19 protein-coding genes are annotated in these 21,256 nt (G+C 43.0%); 11 read left to right on the top strand and 8 right to left on the bottom strand.

The window, feature by feature from the left end; all coding sequences use genetic code 11:
* Positions 1-29 precede the first annotated feature (29 nt).
* Together PN499_RS05680 and PN499_RS05675 are read right to left on the bottom strand one after the other, a co-directional pair.
* Complete coding sequence (locus PN499_RS05680) at positions 30-950, bottom strand: class I SAM-dependent methyltransferase (RefSeq protein ID WP_272030725.1); 921 nt, start codon at positions 948-950, stop codon at positions 30-32.
* 214 nt (positions 951-1,164) lie between these two features.
* The gene (locus tag PN499_RS05675; RefSeq protein ID WP_272030724.1) at positions 1,165-2,799 is read right to left on the bottom strand and encodes a DUF3352 domain-containing protein; all 1,635 of its coding nucleotides are present in this window, start codon (positions 2,797-2,799) and stop codon (positions 1,165-1,167) included.
* A gap of 310 nt (positions 2,800-3,109) precedes the next feature.
* Between PN499_RS05675 and thyD the strand changes: the two genes are divergently transcribed.
* Positions 3,110-4,036 (top strand): thylakoid membrane protein ThyD, encoded by a 927-nt coding sequence (thyD, locus tag PN499_RS05670; protein WP_272030722.1) that lies wholly within the window; start codon positions 3,110-3,112, stop codon positions 4,034-4,036.
* A 740-nt stretch (positions 4,037-4,776) separates the two neighbouring features.
* Positions 4,777-5,940 (top strand): PepSY-associated TM helix domain-containing protein, encoded by a 1,164-nt coding sequence (locus PN499_RS05665; protein WP_272030721.1) that lies wholly within the window; start codon positions 4,777-4,779, stop codon positions 5,938-5,940.
* A 332-nt stretch (positions 5,941-6,272) separates the two neighbouring features.
* Here the strand turns inward: PN499_RS05665 and PN499_RS05660 are convergent, their stop codons facing one another.
* The 3 genes from PN499_RS05660 to PN499_RS05650 all read right to left on the bottom strand — a co-directional run bounded on the left by PN499_RS05660 (position 6,273) and on the right by PN499_RS05650 (position 7,586).
* Entirely contained in the window at positions 6,273-6,464 is a 192-nt protein-coding gene (locus PN499_RS05660; RefSeq protein ID WP_272030720.1) for a hypothetical protein, read from the bottom strand.
* A gap of 191 nt (positions 6,465-6,655) precedes the next feature.
* Positions 6,656-7,078: a tetratricopeptide repeat protein gene (locus tag PN499_RS05655; RefSeq protein WP_272030719.1), complete on the bottom strand. Its 423-nt coding sequence runs from the start codon at positions 7,076-7,078 to the stop codon at positions 6,656-6,658.
* Positions 7,079-7,232: 154 nt separating this feature from the next.
* Positions 7,233-7,586 carry a HesB/IscA family protein gene (locus tag PN499_RS05650; RefSeq protein ID WP_272030718.1) on the bottom strand — a complete coding sequence of 118 codons (354 nt, stop codon included), beginning with the start codon at positions 7,584-7,586 and terminating at the stop codon, positions 7,233-7,235.
* A 207-nt stretch (positions 7,587-7,793) separates the two neighbouring features.
* Here PN499_RS05650 and PN499_RS05645 point away from each other — a divergent pair, with 207 nt between their 5' ends.
* From PN499_RS05645 to PN499_RS05635, 3 genes are all read left to right on the top strand, one after another.
* A complete protein-coding gene (locus PN499_RS05645) occupies positions 7,794-9,416 on the top strand; it encodes a DUF6930 domain-containing protein (protein ID WP_272030717.1) in 1,623 nt (540 codons plus the stop codon).
* 179 nt (positions 9,417-9,595) lie between these two features.
* Positions 9,596-10,279 (top strand): alpha/beta fold hydrolase, encoded by a 684-nt coding sequence (locus PN499_RS05640; protein ID WP_272030716.1) that lies wholly within the window; start codon positions 9,596-9,598, stop codon positions 10,277-10,279.
* A 52-nt stretch (positions 10,280-10,331) separates the two neighbouring features.
* Positions 10,332-10,604, top strand: coding sequence for a hypothetical protein (locus PN499_RS05635; protein WP_272030715.1), 273 nt, complete (start codon positions 10,332-10,334; stop codon positions 10,602-10,604).
* Between the two features lie 91 nt (positions 10,605-10,695).
* On the opposite strand, the gene PN499_RS05630 is transcribed toward PN499_RS05635, so the two are convergent.
* Together PN499_RS05630 and PN499_RS05625 are read right to left on the bottom strand one after the other, a co-directional pair.
* A complete protein-coding gene (locus PN499_RS05630) occupies positions 10,696-11,037 on the bottom strand; it encodes a DUF5615 family PIN-like protein (RefSeq protein ID WP_272030714.1) in 342 nt (113 codons plus the stop codon).
* Complete coding sequence (locus tag PN499_RS05625) at positions 11,034-11,258, bottom strand: DUF433 domain-containing protein (protein WP_272030713.1); 225 nt, start codon at positions 11,256-11,258, stop codon at positions 11,034-11,036. Before PN499_RS05625 ends, PN499_RS05630 begins: the two co-directional genes overlap by 4 nt.
* A gap of 150 nt (positions 11,259-11,408) precedes the next feature.
* On the opposite strand from PN499_RS05625, the gene PN499_RS05620 reads away from it, so the two are divergent.
* The 5 genes from PN499_RS05620 (at position 11,409) to PN499_RS05600 (ending at position 19,152) form a co-directional block, all read left to right on the top strand.
* Positions 11,409-11,816 carry a hypothetical protein gene (locus PN499_RS05620; protein ID WP_272030712.1) on the top strand — a complete coding sequence of 136 codons (408 nt, stop codon included), beginning with the start codon at positions 11,409-11,411 and terminating at the stop codon, positions 11,814-11,816.
* 96 nt (positions 11,817-11,912) lie between these two features.
* Positions 11,913-13,352, top strand: a complete 1,440-nt coding sequence (gene zds / locus PN499_RS05615) for a 9,9'-di-cis-zeta-carotene desaturase (RefSeq protein WP_272030711.1) — start codon at positions 11,913-11,915, stop codon at positions 13,350-13,352.
* 216 nt (positions 13,353-13,568) lie between these two features.
* Complete coding sequence (locus tag PN499_RS05610; protein WP_007352888.1) at positions 13,569-14,015, top strand: SRPBCC family protein; 447 nt, start codon at positions 13,569-13,571, stop codon at positions 14,013-14,015.
* Between the two features lie 51 nt (positions 14,016-14,066).
* Positions 14,067-15,989: a serine/threonine-protein kinase gene (locus tag PN499_RS05605; protein ID WP_272030709.1), complete on the top strand. Its 1,923-nt coding sequence runs from the start codon at positions 14,067-14,069 to the stop codon at positions 15,987-15,989.
* Positions 15,990-16,071: 82 nt separating this feature from the next.
* Positions 16,072-19,152 carry a PAS domain S-box protein gene (locus PN499_RS05600; RefSeq protein ID WP_272030708.1) on the top strand — a complete coding sequence of 1,027 codons (3,081 nt, stop codon included), beginning with the start codon at positions 16,072-16,074 and terminating at the stop codon, positions 19,150-19,152.
* Positions 19,153-19,186: 34 nt separating this feature from the next.
* On the opposite strand, the gene PN499_RS05595 is transcribed toward PN499_RS05600, so the two are convergent.
* Positions 19,187-19,636, bottom strand: coding sequence for an EVE domain-containing protein (locus PN499_RS05595; protein ID WP_272030707.1), 450 nt, complete (start codon positions 19,634-19,636; stop codon positions 19,187-19,189).
* A 162-nt stretch (positions 19,637-19,798) separates the two neighbouring features.
* Here PN499_RS05595 and PN499_RS05590 point away from each other — a divergent pair, with 162 nt between their 5' ends.
* Positions 19,799-21,127 (top strand): D-alanyl-D-alanine carboxypeptidase, encoded by a 1,329-nt coding sequence (locus PN499_RS05590; protein WP_272030706.1) that lies wholly within the window; start codon positions 19,799-19,801, stop codon positions 21,125-21,127.
* Positions 21,128-21,256: the final 129 nt, after the last annotated feature.

Here is a 21,256-nt window from a genome sequence, read left to right as displayed (position 1 = left end):
CTCTTTCCCTAGCCCCTAGCCCCTAGCCCCTAGTTTATTGCTTTGGCAATAACAGTACGATGCCGAGGACTATTACAAGTAATTGTCGGTGTGGCAAAACCTGCTTCTAGTAAAGCTGCGCTTATATCTAAGCTGAAATACTGATCCAAATAAGGCTCAGTGCTTTTGAGCAAAGTCAAGATATAAGGTGGCATTTTGGCATAAATTTCCGATTGAGGATTCATGTCCATCATTGCCAAATGTCCATTAGGGCGTAACAATCGCTTGGCTTCACGAAATATTTGCATTGTTGCAGCTTGTGGTAATTCGTGACACACTAAAAAGATGGAAACTAAATCAAAAGATGCTGAGGGTAAACCTGTTGATTCTGCTGCTGCGTGAACCCAATTAATTTTGCGATTTTGTTGTTGTGATTGATACTGGGCAACTGCGAGGAAATAAGGCGATAAATCTACTCCTGTAATCTTCGCCTGCGGATAGGTATTTTGCATGGCAAAACTACTCATGCCGACACTACAGCCCAAGTCTAAAATGTCAAGGGGTTCGCTAACAATTTGCTCTTTAAGAATGTCGTGATAACTTTGGCGAAGTTTCGCGTCGCCTTCTGCGCCTGCTTCTGGCCAAATTCCCGCATGAACTGCACGCGCTGCAACTCCAACTTCTGTTGCTGCTTCCCAGCTCATATTACCCTGTTCGTAAGCATGGAATGATGTTAGATAATACTTAGGGTAACTTAAGTTTGGATTTTGTACGCTTTGCATTTCTGCATCCCAGTTACGGGCTAAAAGTGCTTGCGCTTCCTCTCGCCAATGTACTCCTATTTTTTCTGCTCGTTTAATCATCATTTCGCGGGCCTGGTGTTTTGCCAAGTTAGCTAAAGGCTTAATGGAAAGTACGCCATTTACTAAGCGCGAAGCAAGTCCGAGATTTGTATTAGTAGCAACAGTCATTTTTTGTATTTTTTCTCTAGTATGGTATGAATGCAGTGCCATAGCTGACTACACTCAGTCGTTGATTATACTACTTTTATTACCACTTAGCAATTGGGCAAAAATTTTAGTAATTCTATATGTAGATAATCCTATTATATCTTGGCCTTTAATCTAAGTGTTGCTTGGACAGGATAATCCGCTATTTCTGGATAGAATCATCGTTAATAATTACCTAGCTTTTGGTCTTCAACCCCAACAGCATCTCTACTTGAGCAGTTGAGGGATCGGGGTAAGTTGTGCCGATGCCAATTCCCTGAATTGAATTCAATAATGTTGCGGTTTCGGGTGGTAATAAAGTCGGCTGTACAGACAAAACATAACGGTTTGCCCAAGCCATAGTTTTTTCCACATCCCAGTAAAGATAACCCTGACTGGGTTGGGCTAAAGACTTCGCGATCGCAAAGGAACTGAGACTGCTAACAGATGGCTGGGGTTGTGCAATAATTACATCGATCAGAGGCCCGCCAAAAGCTATAAAAACTGAATTCGGGCTCAGCCAACCGTGACCAAATACCGTCCCCTGCTGCGGAATTTTCCATTCCGTTACCTCTGTATCCTTAATTTTTCTGGGGGCTACACTTACTGATGGGTTACTGCGAGCGATCGCGTCAAGTTTCTTCAGCGTCGCTTCAGCTTGAGCGCGATTGCTGGTTTCAAAAATCATCGCTCCTCCCATACCCAACTGCGATAAAATCCCTTCCTTAGACGCGATCGCGCCCACTGCAAATTCCCCATCCATCCAACCAAAAACCTCTCGATCTGCATTCAAATCTAACCTTTGAAAACCCTGCCTTACCTGTATAACTCCCTTGGCAACTTCAGGATCGTCTTTTGCCTCACTTGTTACCTGCGACCAAATTTTACTGAGTCCTTTTCCCCCAACCAAGGCGACTGTTTCTGCTGGAAATCTTGCGGCTAATTTGCGCGCTGTCTGTGGTTGTGGCTCTTTTGCTGCTAATAATGGGTCTAACTGCGAAACCACTTTCAACCTCACACCCCGATCGTCTACTCCAAGGCCCATAACCACCGATTTAATTTGTTTAAATTGCGATAAAGCAGTTGAGGGCAGTTTAGAATTGTCTGGCAAGTTTTCCCGCAATTGCTGCATCAAAGCTGGATAGTCAGCAATGAAAATAGTGGCAATTGGATTTGCCACTCCTGCACTTTTGGCAAAAATAGCAGAGGTATCCTGTTTGTTGGCAATATTAGCTTTCCCTTGGAATGTATCAACGGCTGCTTCCACCGTCTTTCTGTAAGGAGCGATCGCTAATTGATTGCCAAGTAAAGCTACGCTGTAACGCTTCCCGCTTTTTTCGGTCACATCAGAAATTTTAACTCCCTTATATTCGCTTTCCTGGGCTGTTGCCCCTTGTTGTGCTTTCAATTTATTGGCAAAATTCCAAGCGCTGATTTTATTTTTAATAGTGACAGCAACTAATAGTTTTGGGGGTTCGGTTTTAGCAGTTTTTGAGGGTGGAAGTAGGGCAATAGCGACCCCGCCGACCCAAGGTTTGATGTCTTTGTCAAAATCGATATCGCTGCCAGCTAAGCTCTGCTTTTGGAAGTCGCTTAAACTCCGCTCGATTAGCTTTTGAGTTTCAGGAGTACCAAATCGCTGCAACTGAATCAGAGCTCCGGGATTGGGAGAGATAAAAGTGGCCATTATTGCTTCTGGCGGTACGACTTGGGCAAGTTCTTGGGGGCTAAATACTTTGCTGGCGAAGCCTTTGAAGTAAAAATAGGTCGCTGCACTACCTGCTGCAACTACGGCAGCAATTATTAGAAGTCGTGATTTCTTTACAGGCATTATTTATGCTCCTCACATATCCTATTTAAGTTTAACGAAGGGAAAGCAGACGGGGTTGAGGAAGAGGAAAAGCATCAGTAAAAAAATTTTATCCTTCATCCTTTCCTAACCTCCCCTTTCTCTTTTCCTGTTTGCGGAAAGCCGAAGGCGCAATCAAGAGAATTTTTAATTTTCCCCTTCCCCTTTTCGATCGCATTGCTCAAGGGTTGTGTGGATGTCCCTATTACCCCGAATGAAGCTAATCTGTATAATCTAGAACAGGTTTGGAGTAAAGTTCAATCGACCACAACCTTTGGAGTAAGTTCGATTAATGAAAGTAGCGATCGCAGGAGCAACGGGATTTGTAGGCAGCCGGCTGGTGGAACGGCTACATGAGTCAGGGCATCAAGTGCTGGTTTTGAGTCGCGATGTAGCAAGAGCTCGGCGAGTTTTTCCAGCTTTAGCCTATCCCAATTTGGAAATTATCGCCTATACTCCCACAGCTTCGGGTTCTTGGCAGCAGGCTCTAGGGGGTTGTGAGGGTGTGGTGAATCTGGCGGGGGCTCCCATCGCTGAGGAACGTTGGACGGCTGCACGCAAACAAGAAATTATGGACAGCCGCAAGCTGACTACTGAAAAATTGGTGGAGGCGATCGCTAATGCTAATCCTCAGCCTTCTGTGTTAGTGAGTGGCTCTGCGATCGGCTATTACGGTACGAGTGAAACGGCGGCTTTTGAGGAAAGTAGTTCCCCTGGGGATGATTTTCTGGCTGAAGTTTGTCAAGCTTGGGAGGCGGCGGCTCGGCCTGTGAAGAGTGCGGGGACAAGGCTGGTGATTTTGCGGCTGGGTATTGTGTTGGGAATGGGAGGTGCGATCGCGAAAATGCTAGCTCCTTTTAAACTCTTTGCTGGCGGCCCCATCGGTACTGGGAAGCAGTGGTTTTCTTGGATTCACCGGGAGGATGTGGTTAATCTAATTTTGTTCTCGCTTACGCATCCCCAAGTTGAGGGAGTTTTCAACGCCACAGCACCTAACGCGGTTCGCATGACCCAATTTTGTCAAACTTTAGGAGATGTTTTAAACCGCCCTTCTTGGCTACCCGTGCCAGGTTTTGCCTTGGAGGTTTTGCTGGGAGACGGTGCAAAAGTGGTTTTGGAAGGTCAGCAAGTCTTACCGAAACGCACTTTATCTTCTGGTTTTGAATATCAATATCCGGCTTTAAGGGAAGCGTTAGAAGAAATTTTGGCTTCTGCTTAGAAGATAGGGAGTAGGGGAAGAGAGTTTTGAGTTAGGAATTGTGAGAAATTACCACAGCTCAGCTTAACCGCCGTCCTTAACTTCTCACCTCAAGACTTTTAGGGAGGATGGGGACTGGGAAAATTCCTAACTCAAAACTTATGCACAGCGTTGACCTAGCCTACCCGCAGGGTAAAGCGCGTTGGGAGGTACGAAGCCATCTCAAAACTCAATACTCCCCATCTTCCTCCTCAATAAATTTTTCTCTAGCTACTGCGAGAGCTTATTAGTATTAATTCTTAATTAGAGCCACATATCTCAGACTGATTTATCGAACTGGGCAAGCAGCCATAAATAACTATTTTTAATATAACTATAAAATTTCATAAGTTATCTTCCAGCGATCGTCCTCAAACTTACTTGTTAGCAGCTTGTGGTTGGATTAGGGGCAGCTAAGAGAGGCATTGCTTTAGGCGCGTCTCCAAATTGGCCAACAGTACACAAGTAGATTTTACCAAAAAACTAGAGAATAATTTTCAATAAATAATTTAAATATTTACTTGACATTGGCAGCGGAGTTATTCTATTTTGAGCAGGTTACTGCAAAAAATTAGTGATAATTTCCAGCTTATTGACATAGATCGTTACTTTCCCGTCAGTTGTTTGAACTCAATGTCCCTGTGATTGGCTCAGACTGTTGGGGGCGAGGGATTGTTAACAAATTTAAACCCAAATTCCCATTTTCTAAGCAGAGTCTTAACATGAAATTACGCCAACTCGCATTTACCCTACACCGCTATGTCGGTATCATGGTAGGAATTCTACTGGTAATTATCGGCTTAACGGGCAGTTCCTTAGTCTTTTGGCATCAAATCGATCGCTCTCTCAATCCTCAGTTGTCCTTTGTCGTTCCCCAAGGCGATCGCATACCTCTACAGTCAGCACTCGATACATCTCTAAAAGCCTATCCTGATTTAATGCTCGGTTACATTGAGTTGCCGAAAAAGCCAGATGCGTCTTACAAAATAGGAATGACCTCAACAAATGGGAATTATTTCTTTGTTTACATCAATCCTTATACAGGAGAACTCCTTGGTAAACAACAGTGGGGACGCACGCTAATGACTTTCCTCTATGACCTTCACATCACTTTACTTGCGGGTGAAACTGGTGGGTTAGTCGTGGGTAGTTGTGGTCTATTATTGTTGCTGCTAGGTATAACTGGAATAATTTTATTACCAACTTGGAAAAATCTGAATTTAAGTTTAAAAATCAGGTGGCAGGCACCCAGTCACCTGATTAACTACGATATTCACAGAACTGGGGGAATTGTATCCGTAATATTTCTGATTTTGATTGCTTTTACTGGGACGGCAATGATTTTTTACTCTCACTTTGAACCTGGAGTTTACTGGCTGACTGGTACGCAAAAACTCTCGGAACCGACATCTACTGTTGTTGACAAATCACCAATGGCAGTGGATATCATTTTACAAAAGGCAGAAGCGGCTTTGCCAGGAGGGGAAATTACCTTTATTTCTCTTCCCCAAAAACCAGATGGAGTTGTGAAGGTAGCAAAAAAATTACCCCAGGAAGTTATTCACCCAAATGGTAATAGTGAAGTCGCTCTCGACCAGTATAGCGGTAAAGTTTTGCTGGTGAAGAATGCTTTCAAAGTATCTTTGGCAGAGCGAATTCTGAATTTGTTGTTCCCGCTGCACATAGGTGTATACGGGGGGTTAATAATGCAAATTGTTTATGTATTTATCGGTTTGACACCTGCGTTGCTGTTTATTACTGGTATCGCACTATGGCGGCGGCGGCAGTGGAATTTTGCCCGGCGGCAAGAGGCTATCCGGCAAAGTAACGGATTTATAGCTGAACCTCAAGAATTTTCTCCGCTGGCAGAATGGCCGTGGTTTTGAGCATTACCTGTCAACTGTTAACTGTTAACTGTTAACTCTTAACTGTTAACTGTTAACAAAGATTAGGGTTTGAGGACTCAATCCCAGCTACAGATCTTTTTAATTTTATTAAGTATACTTACTTATCTCTTAGCAATTAGCAATTAGCCATTAGCAATTAGCCATTAGCCATTAGCCATTAGCCATTAGCAATTAGCCATTAGCCATTAGCCATTAGCCATTAGCAATTAGCCATTAGCCCTTAACTTTTACCTAAAAAAGTGGCTGTCTCTGGAACCAGGACAGCTACTTATAAATCGCATATTAAAATCTGTGCGAGTGCCAGTTTAATATTAGGCTTCGGTAGATTTATGGGGAAGTTGTAAATTATCGGGGTCAACATAGTGGCACACGGCGTTATCAAGACAAATCAAAGCCCATCCAGACTTATCGATACTCATCAGCTTATAGGAAGCTGGCTGAACAAAAAAACCTTTGTGATTGCGGGTTGCGGGTCTCACATTAACGTTGCTGTCATTAGTCATAATCACACAACTCCTGGTATTATCTAAGGTGGTCTAAAAACGGGCAACAATGATTGTTAATCACCGAAGTTTTCAAATCCTAACATCAGTTTTATGAATTTTCTATAAAGTTATTTAATGAATTATTACAATTTCTCAACAAAGAGGAAGATTTAAAGTCTTCATCCTCCCTGAGAAATAGATTTAGTTCTTTAGGCCTCTAGCAGCCATTGCTTGACTCGGATTAAACTCTTCCAATCTGGTTTTTTAGTTAATCCTTCTTCAAGATTTTTTTTAACTTCCTCTAGCCATTCTGAGGAAGCCATAACCATCTGCTGCGCCATTTCTATATGAGGACGCACTCCTTTTTCGCCAAGTTCCAGCATCGCCAAGGCCATGTTAATGCGAGACTGGGGATCGTGAGGATTAAGTTTGACTGCGGTTTTTGCTGCTTTCAGGGCTGGGGCGGGCTTGTTGTCTAAAAGGTACAGCCAAGCGAGGCTAGTCCAGGCGTTGCCATTTTTGGGAGCGCGATCGCATACTTCCTTAAATACTGGAATCAATGTCGAAGCGGTTTCGCCAGCTTGGTAGCGCTCTAATCCGTCTTGAAAAAGTTCTTCAGGTGTTTTGGTCATTGTTTAGTTAGAGAAAGGGAAAGGGAAAGGGAAGGGAAAGGGAAGGGGAAGGGGAAGAGAAAAAAAAAGTTTTGAGTTTTGAGTTAAATAATTATTATTTAAAACTCATAACTCATAACTCATAACTTTTGAACTCCAGTCGTCAGTTCTGATTTTAGGCAGAAAAGGACTTGCCACAACCGCAGGTTTGACTAGCATTGGGGTTAGTAAACTGGAAACCGCCGCCGATCATAGCATCACTGAAGTCTAGTACCAAACCGTAGAGATAAAGAAGGCTTTTGCGATCGCAAACTACCTGAAAACCGTTGTAGTCAAATACTTCATCGTGTTCTCCAACGGTGCTGGGGTCGGTGAAATCCATCATGTAAGACATTCCAGAGCAACCGCCTTGGCGTACACCTACCCGCAAACAGAGGTCTTTACCCTGTTTGTCCCTTAAAGACAGAACTTGGCGGATGGCGGATTCAGTCATCTGAATGCCCTGTTTTTCAGAAATGGCTTGTGTCATCGGCTTTCCGAACTCCTGATACTGTGTATCTGAGATAATTCTTTAATTTTATCCTTAATATTATTTTACAGGAATTAGCCCCCTTGTCCGTCCTGGATCTCCGTACTTAAAGCCCGATGCCCTCCCGAACCATAAGGTTCTATGATTGAGAAGCGGTAATAAACCTCAATACACCGCATTAATGCTTCACCCTTTCGGGCTTACTCTATGGCAGCTCTCAATCGAACTACTCTCCGTCGGCTACAAAACTTACAGCAAATTCCCAGCGTGTGGGAAGGCGATCGCCGCCCATTGTCTCCTGATGCGATGTCGGAGGAAGACATGGAAGGCCCTGGCGACTGCATTCTTTGGGTAGACGGTTCGGAAGGAGTAGTACGAGCAATGGACGTGGTAGCCCCTGAAACTGGGCCGGAAGCTGTTGTACGCTCCTTGCTACGGGCGATGGAACATCCTCAAAGTCCGGCTCCAGTTGCTCGTCCCCAAAAAATAGTAGTTAAAGACAGACAAATTCAGTTTTTCCTGCGGGGCGTGCTTCAGGATTTAGATATTGCGATCGATTACGTACCGGATTTGCCTTTAATTGACGAAATATTCCGGGGAATGCAAGAAGTTGCTCTCAATCAGCCACCTCAATTACCGCCTCAATACGCGGAATCTTTGCGGGAAAAAGCCGGGAATATTTGGCAGGATGCGCCTTGGGATAGCTTGGCCGAACATCAAATTGTTTCGATTGAGTTGAATCAGTGGGATGTTGCTACTATTTACGTCTCCGTACTGGGTAGGGGAGGGATGGATTATGGGGTGTTGCTATACCGTTCTCTAGATTCCCTAAAACAGTTTCGGCAACGGGTAGTAAATGAAGAATCTTTTGAAAATTTAGAACAGGCTTTTTTAGGTCAAGATTGCTTATTTGTCACGTTTGAAAGTAGCAATGAAAGTGATGACGATGACGATGATGTTGATTTAGCTAGCTTGCCCGCCTCGGAAATAGAGCCTAATTTTGGTAATCTCCATCCTTTAGAAGGATTACGTTCTATTCTTTATGAAGAAGAGGCGCTAACTGTTTTAGTTGCATTAGAAGCTTTTCACCGCTTTTTACGGGCATCGCACCGGAAGCTTGCCGACGGTCAGTTTCCTAGTATTTCCACGCGCTACCGCATCCCGGTTCCTCAATCAGATGGGGAAAATAAGTTGATGCCAGTGAAGGTTGCGACTATGCCGGAGGTGGCTGAAGAACTTTGGGATATGGTTGCTGATGATGACGATGACGATGATGATGACATCGAAATGCCGCTGCTCCGGGATGATTTAGTGCCGCCAAATTCTTTACTTAGCATCGGTGTATTGCCTTGGGAAACGGTCAATTTCCTGCGAGAAAAGGGTCTGTTTCATCAACCTGCGGATACTGATATTGAAGCAGTAGGAGATGGTTTGCCTGTGGTTTTGATCCAAACTTCAGCGCCGAAGGCAAAGACAATGATTAATGATTTGCAAGAAGCGGGAGGGATTAAGGCTTTTTGTTTTAATCCGGGGGAAGATATGTTTGCCGATGAGCATTATGATTTAGGGATTTTACAGGCTCATAGTGGTGATTTATACTTGTTTGGTGAATTTGTAGCAGACGATCCGGTGCATGAGGAAGCTAGGAAAAAGTGGGATCGCCGCTGTCAAGTTACTAAGGGTTGGTGCGGTTTGATTATTTCTAAGGGAATCACGGGTGCGTCGCGCGGTCAGCCTCAGTATAAGGATATGATGGCTTTGTTTGAGGTGCGATCTGTTCCACCGAAAGAGTTGGGAATTGGGCCGCTGCAATTGATGCCAATGTTTTGATGTTTGTAGTAGCGTGTGGGAATTAATGTTAGAGAATGCAAGAAATTTATGAGTTGACACCACAACAAAAAGCCTTGCTCGATGACTATAAAAGAAAGTGGCAGTTAACTGCACTTTTAACAGACTCGATTGACAATGTGATGTGAACAAAATTATGGTGGTGAAAGGGAAAGACCATCATGACAAAAGTTAAAAACATTGTATTAGTTCATGGTTTCTGGATAGATGGGTCTAGTTACAGCGAAGTTATTTCAATGTTGTTGGCGGAAGGTTACGAAGTTGTCTCAGTTCAAAACCCGCTGACATCATTAGCCGATGATGTTGCTGCCACAAAACGCGCTTTGAATCGCATAGAAGGTCAATGTATTCTGGTTGGTCAGTCATGGGGAGGTATGATTATTAGTGAAGTTGGTAACGATGAACGAGTCTCTGGGTTAGTCTATATTGCTGCACTTGCTCCTGATGCTGGCGAATCGATGATAGATTTGATGAGTAAGTACGAATCTGCATCGCCATCGGAGCACTTTCAAGAACAAGAAGGCTTTATTTGGATTTCAAAAGAAAGGGTACAAACAATTTTAGCTGGCGACATTCCGGCAGAAAAATCAGCATTGATGTATGCTACTCAAAACCCGCCATCTACGTCATTGTTAGAAGCAAAGATAGATTCGCCAGCGTGGAAAAATAAGCCAAGTTGGTATATTGTTGCGAACAATGACAAAGCTGTTTCGCCTGAACTACAACATGATTTTGCTAAGCGAATGAATGCAACAACTATTGTTTTAGAATCAAGTCATGTTCCGATGATTTCTCGTGCTAAAGAAGTTGTGGACGTTATAACAGAGGCGGCGATGAATAGCTAACGGCAGACAGGCTAGAATAGAAGAGTCTAAACGGAAATCAGGAGTAGATCCTATGGCAGTCCGGCAACCGCAATACAGCAAAGAAGAATTTGCTCGACGCGGTGACGAGATTTACGAATCTCTTGTTTACCCACAAGTTGAATCAAGTAATCATGGCAAAATTGTAGCGATAGACATTGAAACTGGAGACTTTGAAGTTAATGCCAGTGAAATTGATGCCTGCGCGAACCTCGAATTACGTCACCCCGACGCTCAAATTTGGATTGTCCGCATTGGTTCCCGCCATGTCCGTAGATTCGGCGGACGCACAAAGAAAAATATATGATTACTGGAATCATCAATGCGGAGTTTGAAGCGATTATTTCACTGTCAGTTTGTGATTCTGACGGAAAAACTTACACTCACGATGCGATCGCTTAGGGTGTGCTACTAATTTCTACAATCAATTCTCCTTCTCGTAATCTTTCCAATGCGTCGGGTAGCGTGACAATGAGAAGTTGACGCAGGTAACGATTCGTGACATTGCCACAAGTCAGCCAAAGAATTTGGGGCGGCATTCCTAGCCGACATACCAAGTCAACAAAGTCACCATCTTTTGTCATAATTACTGCATTAACAGTTCGTGCCGCCTCAAAAATCTCGATATCTCTTGAGTCCCTTAACCCAAGATCCCGTAGTGCCGAAGCTTGTATGTTAAAGGTATTAGCGATCCAACTTGCTAAGGTAGGAGGTAACTGAGCATCAATCCAAATGTTCATGCTGTTAAACGAGGGAAATCAGTGCGTCGGGCAGCAAACAGCAGACAGGCTTGGATGTCTTCAGATTCCAAATCGGGGAAGTCTTCTAAAATTTCAGTAACACTAACATTTTCTGCTAACATTTCTAAAATATCGCTTACCCGAATTCTCATGCCTCGAATGCAAGGGCGACCACCGCACTGACCGGGTATTTGGGTAATACGAGTTAATAAGTTATTCATTCAGTGAGCAATTCGTCTGACGACAGGTAAGATTCCCCTATTATACAAAAGTGGCGCTGGTTGCGATCGCCCGCGTAAATGTATCTTTGGATAGAGCGATCGTCTGTACTTGTTTCACTTTTGGAGTTAAGAGCAAGGCAAGTGAAATAAATGTCCATCCCGAAAAAAGGCACACGAAAAATAGTTGTTGAAGGAGAACGATTCATCTGGCTCATCCGCAGGCAAGCCACTAATGGGCAAGCAGATTACCCGGAGGGGTGTCTTCACGTTGCAGTCGAACACGCTCAAGAACCTGGCTCAGTGCTAGTGATTGTGACGGATCGTCTCCATCCACAGGGATTCAGCCTAGTTCATGGTGAACTCGTGCCTGTGCAACTTCAAGATCAATCAGGAGAAATTCGAGCTTGGAGAATCGAGCGGAGGTATGCAATAAGCCCGGTAACGCCTTCAGAGGTGGCATTGTGGATACAACAGGCATTGCAGATGGGATGGCTGCCTAAAAAGTCCGGTACACCCTTTGAGGTTAAGGTTGTAGAGAACTATTTGGAAAGAATCTGAATTTTTGCTCAGGAAATTGTTGCTGTAACCGCAGCCCAACAATCCCATTACACACCGAGTTATAATCTGTAATGGCATACAAAAGGAAGAGGTAAAATGCGGGTTGCGATCGCGGGTGCTGGACTAGCTGGCATGACTTGTGCCATCGATTTAGTCGATGCCGGACATCAAGTAGAAATTTTTGAATCCCGACCTTTCGTAGGCGGTAAAGTGGGGAGTTGGGTCGATCCTGACGGGAATCACGTAGAAATGGGTTTGCACGTCTTTTTTGGCTGCTATTATAACTTATTTGAAGTGATGAAAAAAGTAGGAGCTTTTGATAATTTGCTCCTCAAAGAACACACTCATACTTTTATTAATAGAGGCGGCGAGACGGGAGTTCTAGATTTTCGGTTTATTGCTGGCGCTCCCTTTAACGGTTTAAAGGCTTTCTTTACCACATCTCAGTTATCTGTACAAGATAAAATTCAAAATTCGATTGCTCTGGCTACGAGTCCAATTGTACGCGGTTTGGTAGACTTTGATGGGGCAATGAGAACTATTCGCAAGCTAGATAATATTAGTTTTGCTGACTGGTTTAGAGGTCAAGGCGGTAATAATGGCAGTCTTAAACGGATGTGGAATCCAATCGCCTACGCACTGGGTTTTATCGATACTGAAAATATTTCTGCCCGGTGTATGTTGACAATTTTTCAGTTTTTTGCTTGTAGAACTCAAGCCTCGGTGATGCGAATGTTGCAGGGTTCTCCAAATGAATATTTACATAAACCGATTGTTAAATATTTGGAAGATCGGGGTGTTAAAATCTATACGCGGCGGCGAGTGCGGGAAATTTTGTTTGCAGAAGATGGCGGCGAAACTCGCGTGACGGGGTTAGCGATCGCGAAAGGTGAAACAGAAGAAACTATCACTGCCGATGCTTACCTTTTCGCCGGAGATGTGCCTGGAGTGCAGAAAATTTTGCCTACTGAGTGGCGGAAATGGTCGGAATTTGACAATATTTACAAATTGGATGCAGTACCAGTAGCAACGGTGCAATTGCGGTTTGATGGGTGGGTGACAGAGTTAGACGATCCTGAGAAGCGCAAGCAGTTGAGTCATGCTGTGGGAATAGATAATTTACTTTATTCCGCAGATGCCGATTTTTCCTGTTTTGCTGACTTGGCATTAGCCAGTCCGGCCGATTACTATAAGAAAGGAGAAGGTTCTCTGTTACAGTTGGTGCTAACTCCTGGCGATCCATTTATTAAGGAGAATAATGAAGCGATCGCGCAGCACGTCCTTAAGCAAGTTTTAGATTTATTCCCATCAGCACGGGAATTAAATATGACTTGGTATAGTGTAGTTAAGCTAGCTCAATCTTTGTATCGCGAAGCACCGGGAATGGATGCTTTTCGTCCCGCTCAAAAAACACCGATAGCTAATTTTTTCTTGGCAGGAAGTTACACTCAACAAGACTATATTGATAGTATGGAAGGAGCCACTATTTCCGGCCGTCAGGCAGCTAAGGCGATTTTAGAAATGGCTAATGGCTAATCGCTAATGGCTAATGGCTAATGGCTAATTAGTAAGGTGGGCGCTGCCGCAATCATAATATTACGATTAGGACAGAGGTTATGGCAGCGCCCACCCTACAATATTCAGTGAATTGTAGGATAGGTGGAGCGCCAGCGCAATCCATCACCCAAGTTTTAAGTTTTGAACACAGTTAACAGTTAACAGTTAACAATTAACAATTAACAATTAAAAAAAATGTCAGATTGGTTAGAACATAGCGTACAAGTAGAAGTTGCCATCCCGATAGAAATGGCGTGGAGTCTTTGGTCTGACTTAGAACAAATGCCGCGCTGGATGAAGTGGATTGAATCAGTGCATATTCTCGAAGAAGATCCAGAGTTGTCCCGGTGGAAACTAGCTACAGGAAACTTAGAATTTAGCTGGCTTTCCCGAATTTTGAAATTAGTTCCCTGTCAGATTATTCAATGGGAATCCGTCGATGGATTGCCTAATCGCGGTGCAGTTAGATTTTACGATCGCAAAGGTAGCAGCATTGTGAGGCTAACAGTAGCTTATGCGATTCCTGGCATTCTCGGCAAATTAATGGATAATTTATTTCTGGGCCGCGTGGTGGAATCGACAATTCAGGCTGATTTGGAAAGGTTTAAAGAGTATGCTCTGAAAATCCAAGCAGAGTCATAGAATCATCAGGAAAGTGTCAATATATACTTATGCCGATTCTTGCTTCCGGTTATGAGTTATTGTCTGAACCCCTCCTGCCAGAACCCCCAAAATCCCGACGCTACAAGGTTTTGCCTAACTTGTGGCGCAAAACTGTTGCTAAAAGAACGGTATCGCGCCATCAAACCCATTGGTAGAGGGGGTTTTGGTAGAACTTTTCTGGCAATTGATGAAGATAAACCGTCTAAACCTCGCTGCGTTATCAAGCAGTTTTTTCCCCAGTCACTAGGTACTAATAATGCTGAGAAAGCAGCAGAATTATTTAACCGAGAAGCGGCGAGACTGGATGAACTGGGAAAACACCCGCAAATTCCCGATCTGCTGGCCCATCTCGAACAGGATGGCCACCAATATTTAGTTCAGGAATTTGTTGGGGGTGAAAATTTAGCAGAAGAATTAGCGATCGCAGGTGCTTTTAGTGAAGCTAAGATTCGGAGTTTGTTGAAAGATTTACTACCTGTTTTGCAGTTTGTTCACGATCGCCAAGTGATTCATCGCGATATTAAACCAGCCAATATTATTAGAAAACCTCCGCAACCTCCTGATACTTCTTTGTTTTTAAGTTACCCAGTTGGAAATCTGGCTTTGGTTGATTTTGGTGCAGCGAAAGTAGTAACGCCAGGTGGAGGAACCGGAACTATTATCGGCAGTCCCGAATATGTTGCACCTGAACAAGTTAGAGGTCAGGCAGTTTTTGCCAGCGATTTATATAGTTTAGGCGCTACTTGCGTTCATTTGCTTACGGAACTTTCTCCTTTTGATTTGTTCGATATCAACGAGGATAAATGGGTATGGCGAGATTATTTGAAGAAAAATTCGGTGAGCACTAAGCTGGGAAATATTTTAGATAAATTGTTAGAAACTAGCTTGAGTCGTCGCTATAGATCGGCAACGGAGGTGCTGGATGATTTAGATTTTCAGCCGGCAGTTATAGTACCACCAATTGGATCTCGACCTGTTCCTAAGTTAACAATGCCAGTGCCTACGATCGCACCTCCACCCGTTACAAAAAAGTTATTGGTACCGCTGCGATCGCCAACTTGGGAAATTATTTATACGATGACGGGACATTTAGATTCAGTCACCTCTGTGGCATTTAGTCCTGACAATCAAACTTTAGCTAGCGGTAGTGGAGACAATACTATTGAGATTTGGAAACTGGATACAGGGAATCGGTGGTATACGCTTAGAGGTCATTCTGATTGGGTGAATTGTGTTGCTTTTAATCCTAATGGTCAGACTTTAGCCAGTGGCAGTCGCGACAAGACTATTCAGATGTGGGATTTGAAAAAAGGCAAATGGTGGTATAGTTTGGTGGGACATTCAGACCGGGTTTATACAGTTGCTTTTAGTGCTGATGGTCAGAGTTTAGTTAGTAGCAGTCGTGACAAAACTATCCGATTGTGGAATTTGCAGAAAGGCAAGTGTACGCAAACTATTACAGGTCATTCTGAGGGGGTTTTTGCAGTAGCTTTTAGTCCTAATGGTCAGTTTTTAGCTAGTGGCAGTCGGGACAAAACTGTGCAACTTTGGGATATTGCTACTGGCAGATCGATTTGTACTTTGTCTGGTCATACAAACTGGATAATTGCAGTAGCTTTTAGTCCCGATGGGAAAATTTTAGCTAGCGGTAGCCGCGATGGTACGATCAAGCTCTGGCGGGTAAGGGGAGATGGTAAAGGAGAATTGCTACACGCGATCGCAGATAATTCCGAAAGCGTTTTCTCTGTTGCCTTTAGCGGGGATGGAAAGATTTTAGCTAGCAGTGGTCGGGAAGGTCAAATTTCTTTGTGGGACGTAGATACAGGCGTTTTGCTGGAAATTCTCAGCGGTCATTCTGGGGATGTTTTGTCTCTTGCTTTTAGCGGGGATGGGAAGAGTTTAGCGAGTGGGGGAAGCGATCGATCTATTAAAATTTGGCGGGAAAGATCGTAAGTTCTGTAAGCTTAATTTTCCTGTAACTCAAAATTGGGTCTAGACTGTAGATTGGGTAACAGCTTAACTTAACAATCAGTTTATGTCCGCTGAATTGCTGCACCAATTGACAATACTACGCGATCGCGTCGCGGAGTTAGAAACACAGTTAGCAACAAGCCAAAAGGCAGAGTCAGCCTTACGGCAGTCAAAAGCAGAATTAGAAAAAGCCCTTGAGGAGCGTACAGATCAATTGCAACAGAGTGTGGCTCAGTTGCAACAAGAAATACTCGATCGGCAATTAGCAGAAGAAAACCTAAAAAAACAAGAACGCCAGATTAAATCCCTGCTTAACAATATACCCCATATTGCTTGGCTCAAAGACCCAGAAAGCAAATACATTGCAGTTAACGAACCCTTCGCCAGAGCTTGTGGCTTGACTCCAGAAGATATAGTAGACAAAACTGACTTCGACCTTTGGCCATCAGAATTAGCGGCAAAATATCGTGAAGACGATTTTCAAGTCATTGTTTCAGGACAACAAAAAGTAGTTGAAGAATTGGTTGTCGATGCACTAGGAAATACTTCCTGGGTCGAAACAATAAAAACTCCGATTTATAGCGAAGGTAAAATCATTGGTACAACAGGCTTTGCTCAAGACATCACAGTTCGCAAGCAAGCAGAAATAAATTTGCGGGAGCTCAACGAAGAACTAGAAGCGAGAATAGAAGAACGCACAGCCGCATTGCAGCAAAGTGAATCCCGACTGCTAACTTTACTCTCATCTGCACCCTTGATTTTATTTGCGATCGATACTCAAGGTCGCTTTACCTTTTCTGAAGGTAAAGGATTGGAAGCTATCGGATTGCAAGCAGGCGAAGTAGTTGGTAAATTTGTTGAGGAACTTTACCCAGATATACCAGATACTATTGATAGCATAAATCGCGCTCTAGCAGGGGAAAAAGTGAAGGGCGTGATTACTGAATTAGCCGATGCAGTATACGAAAGTCAACTATCTCCGGTTCGTAACGCCACTGGCGAAGTAATTGGAATGGTGGGCGTTTCTACAGAAATTAGTGATGTCTACGACGAGCTGCGCTTACGCAAACAAGTAGAGCAACAACTTCAGCAACAAGCGCAATTTTTACAGGGAATTTGGGATGGTGTAGACTACGGTATCTTTGTCTTAGATGTGTTGGATGGTGGGGCGGATTTTCGCTACGTTCGCTTCAATCCCGCAATGGAAAGAATCACCCTAGTACCGATAGAATTGCTACTAGGAAAAACTATCTCAGAGGCACTTTCCCCTGATATGGCAACACTCTACTGCCAGTACTTTGCAGAAGCTATTAGATATAGAAAAACTATTTCTTTTGAGGAGCGATTTTATATCAATAGTGACGAAACTTGGTGGCTGCTAAATGTGACTCCATTGCGCCACGACAATTCACAAATTCACCAGCTAGTAGTTACTGCTACTAATATTACTAACAGTAAAGCCGCAGAAATTGCTCTCCAAGAAAGTGAGAGCAAATATCGCAGCTTAGTCAATACATCTCAAGATATGATCTGGTCTGTAGATCTGGAAGGACGCTATACTTTTGTTAACCCAGCAGTTAAAAAAATTTACGGCTATGAGCCGGAAGAAATGATCGGTAGACAGTTTACTGACTTTCTCCCACCCCAACAAATTCCGAAAGATTTTGAAGCTTTTACTTGCGTTTTAGCTGGAGAAGCACTCCTTCAGTATGAGAGTATTCAAATTGCTAAAGATGGCCGACTTATCAATCTCATATTTAATGCGATCGCGCTACGCGGCGAGGCCGGAAATATATTAGGTGCAACAGGTATAGCTAGCGATATTAGCTTACGTAAACTAGCAGAAGCTGCCCTTGCTGAAAGTGAAGCTAAATTCCGTAGATTAGTAGAAAATGCGAATGATTTGATTTACGAACATTCAATAGATTCAATATTCACATATCTCTCGCCCAAGATATCCGATCTGATCGGCTATGAGATATCTGAACTCTTAGGAAAGTCTTTTGTACCCTTGATTTACCCTCAAGATTTGCCAGCCGTTACAGCAGTTCTTAACTGTATTATTGAAACTGGCGAGAAGCAGGCTGGACTTGAGTTACGAGCCCAACATAAAGACGGTAGTTGGCATTGGATTACCTGTAATATTTCGCCTGTTAAAGATGCTAACGGTAATATTATTAGTTTTATGGGTATTGCCCGCGACATTCGCGATCGCAAAATTGTAGAAGAAACTCTACGGCATTCAGAATCCCAATTAAGACAGCAAGCCCTCGATTTAGAGCTAGCCTTGCGACAGCTACAACGCACTCAATCTCAACTGATTCAGAGTGAAAAAATGTCTAGTTTAGGTCAGCTAGTTGCTGGAGTTGCACACGAAATTAATAACCCAGTTAACTTTATATATGGGAATCTTACCTACGCCAATGACTATACTCAAAATCTACTTAAACTGTTGCAACTATATCAAAAACACTATCCAGAGCCAGTTACGGAAATCCAAGAGGAAATTGAAGCGAGTGATATTGAATTTTTATTAGAAGATTTACCAAAAATCCTCTCTTCCATGAAAGTAGGAGCTGAGCGAATCCAACAAATTGTCACCTCTCTACGCACCTTTTCACGTATGGACGAAGCCGAAATGAAGGAGGTAAACATTCATGAAGGTATCGACAGTACACTGATGATTTTGCAACATAGAATTAAGGCAAAAAGCGACCGACCTGCGATTAATCTTATCAAAGAATATGGCAAATTACCTTTAGTTGAGTGTAGCGCCGGACAGCTAAATCAAGTGTTTATGAATATTCTGAGCAATGCCTTGGATGCTCTTGATGAAAGGGATGCACAAAGGTCTATCAATGAAATGGAGCAAATGCCGAGCAGTATTAGCATTCACACTCAATTATCGAATGCAAACTATGTAGAAATTAGGATTATTGATAATGGGCCGGGGATACACAAAAGCGTCCGAGAGCGACTTTTTGACCCATTTTTTACCACCAAAGCTGTTGGTAAAGGTACAGGCATGGGTCTATCAATTAGTTATCAGATTATCACAGAGCGGCACGGTGGAACTTTAGAATGTATTTCCACGCCGGGAGAAGGTGCAGAATTTAAAGTTATGATTCCGCTCAGACCCTCTTAAGCATAGTGCTAGTATTTTTATCATAGTGCTAATATTATTTCATCGCCAATATCTTCTTAGCGACATCCTCAGCTATGGGCATTACTGATAACCGATTCCCCTTTTTGACCAATAAAAGCCGATCGTTAGTAAACTCTTGTTTAAGCAGATCGAGCGATATTAATTTAGCAAATTCCTCAACAAATTCCACACTAACTGTCTGCCATCGAGGAGCATTTAAAGTTGACTTAGGATCGTAATATTCACTTTGATGGTCAAATTGAGTAGGATCGGCGAGTCCGATTTCAATTACACGCATTAAACCGACAATTCCTAGTGGATTAGTATTAGAATGGTAGAAAAATGCTAAGTCTCCCTGGTTCATTTGCCGCAAATAATTGCGAGCTTGATAGTTGCGAACACCGTCCCATAGAGAAGTACGATCGCGCTTCAAATCTGTGATACTGTAAACATCGGGTTCCGATTTCATCAGCCAATAGTTCATAAGTAGAATAAAATAATTAAATGTAGAGTGGTATTGCCCGTAACAGTCTTTACTTCAAAGTTACTCGTAAATTTTACACTTCTTGCGTTAATAAACACGATTACATTATAATATAGTTTGGCGTAAGTCCCGATTGGGATCAAGTTGAGTTAAATTAAAGTAATGCTAAAAATCAGACACTTGACTGCGGCAATATCGGGAATAGTTTTAGTAATTATTGCTGGATGTACTGCTAATGAAACACCTAAAATTCCATCTCCGTCTCCTCAGTCTGATGCCACTCCTGCCTCAGTCAAAAAAGAAGATAAATTATCAATTGTATCTCCCGCCAATCCAGATACAGCAGCTAATTCTATCATTCAGCAATACATCAAAAAACTAGCTGCTAAAGGAGTTTCTAAAGAAAAACAAGGGGTGTGGATACAATCTAAAAACACTCTTTTAGCAAATCATCAAGGCACAATCCCTCTACCAGCAGCTTCAATTACTAAAGTAGCAACAACTTTAGCAGCCTTGCAAACTTTTGGCCCAGATCGTCAATTTGTTACTGTAATCAATGCAACCGGCCCCATTGAAAAAGGGGTATTAAAAGGCGACTTAGTAATTGAGGGAGACGAAGATCCGTTATTTATCTGGGAAGAAGCAATTGCCCTGGGTAACACCTTAAATCAAAAAGGTATTAAACGAATAACTGGCAATTTGATAATTATCGGTAAATTTTACATGAACTTTGAACTTGACCCCCAAAAAGCAGGCTCTCTGCTTAAAGAGGGGTTAAATAGCCAAATTTGGTCTTCAGAAGCTGAAAGCCAATATCAAACTTTGCCAGTAGCAACTCCTAAACCCCAGATAATAATTGACGGTTCAGTAAAAGTTTTACCCACAACTCCTACCAATATTCAGCCTCTAGTCCGCCATTATTCTTTACCTTTAGCCGAACTCGTAAAGAAAATGAATCAGTACAGCAATAATTTGATGGCTGATATGTTAGCTGATACTGTCGGCGGAGCAAAAGTAGTAGCCGAAAAAGCCGCAGAAATCGCAGGAGTTCCCCCCGCAGAAATTCAACTCGTTAATGGTTCTGGCTTAAGTGAAGAAAATCGTATTTCTCCCCGCGCCGCCTGTGCAATATTTTTAGCACTTGAACGCTATTTGCAACCTTATAATATGACAATTGCAGATGTTTTAACAGTAGTTGGAAAAGATCCGGGAATCTTAAATGAGCGCAAGATTCCTCCATTAGCTGTTGTCAAATCTGGAACTCTCGATTATGTCAGCGCTTTAGGAGGAGCACTACCAACTAAAAAACAAGGAACTGTTTGGTTTGTGATGATGAATGGAGGGGAAAATGTTGAGGAATTTCGCGCACAGCAAGAAGCTCTCCTAAATATCTTTTTGAAAGAATGGGGTTCTGTTCAAGTTTCGCCGCCAGAGTTAACACCTAACCCTAGTAGAAAAAGTAAAAGCTCTAGTAATGAAATTATCCCGTAGGGTGGATGCAACTATACTCTCAGGATTTATGCACTCCTAACGTAATGCGGCGCTGTGGGGGGTATTTTTATCGCTCAGATGGCGGGGTTATACCAAATCCGGGTTTACTACCCCTTTATTGTCATTGCG

Origin of the sequence: Kamptonema animale CS-326 (assembly GCF_028330895.1) — a bacterium.
Taxonomy (GTDB): Bacteria; Cyanobacteriota; Cyanobacteriia; order Cyanobacteriales; family Microcoleaceae; genus Kamptonema; species Kamptonema formosum.
Note: the sequence above shows the minus strand (reverse complement) of the source record. Positions and strands in the feature narration are given on the sequence as shown.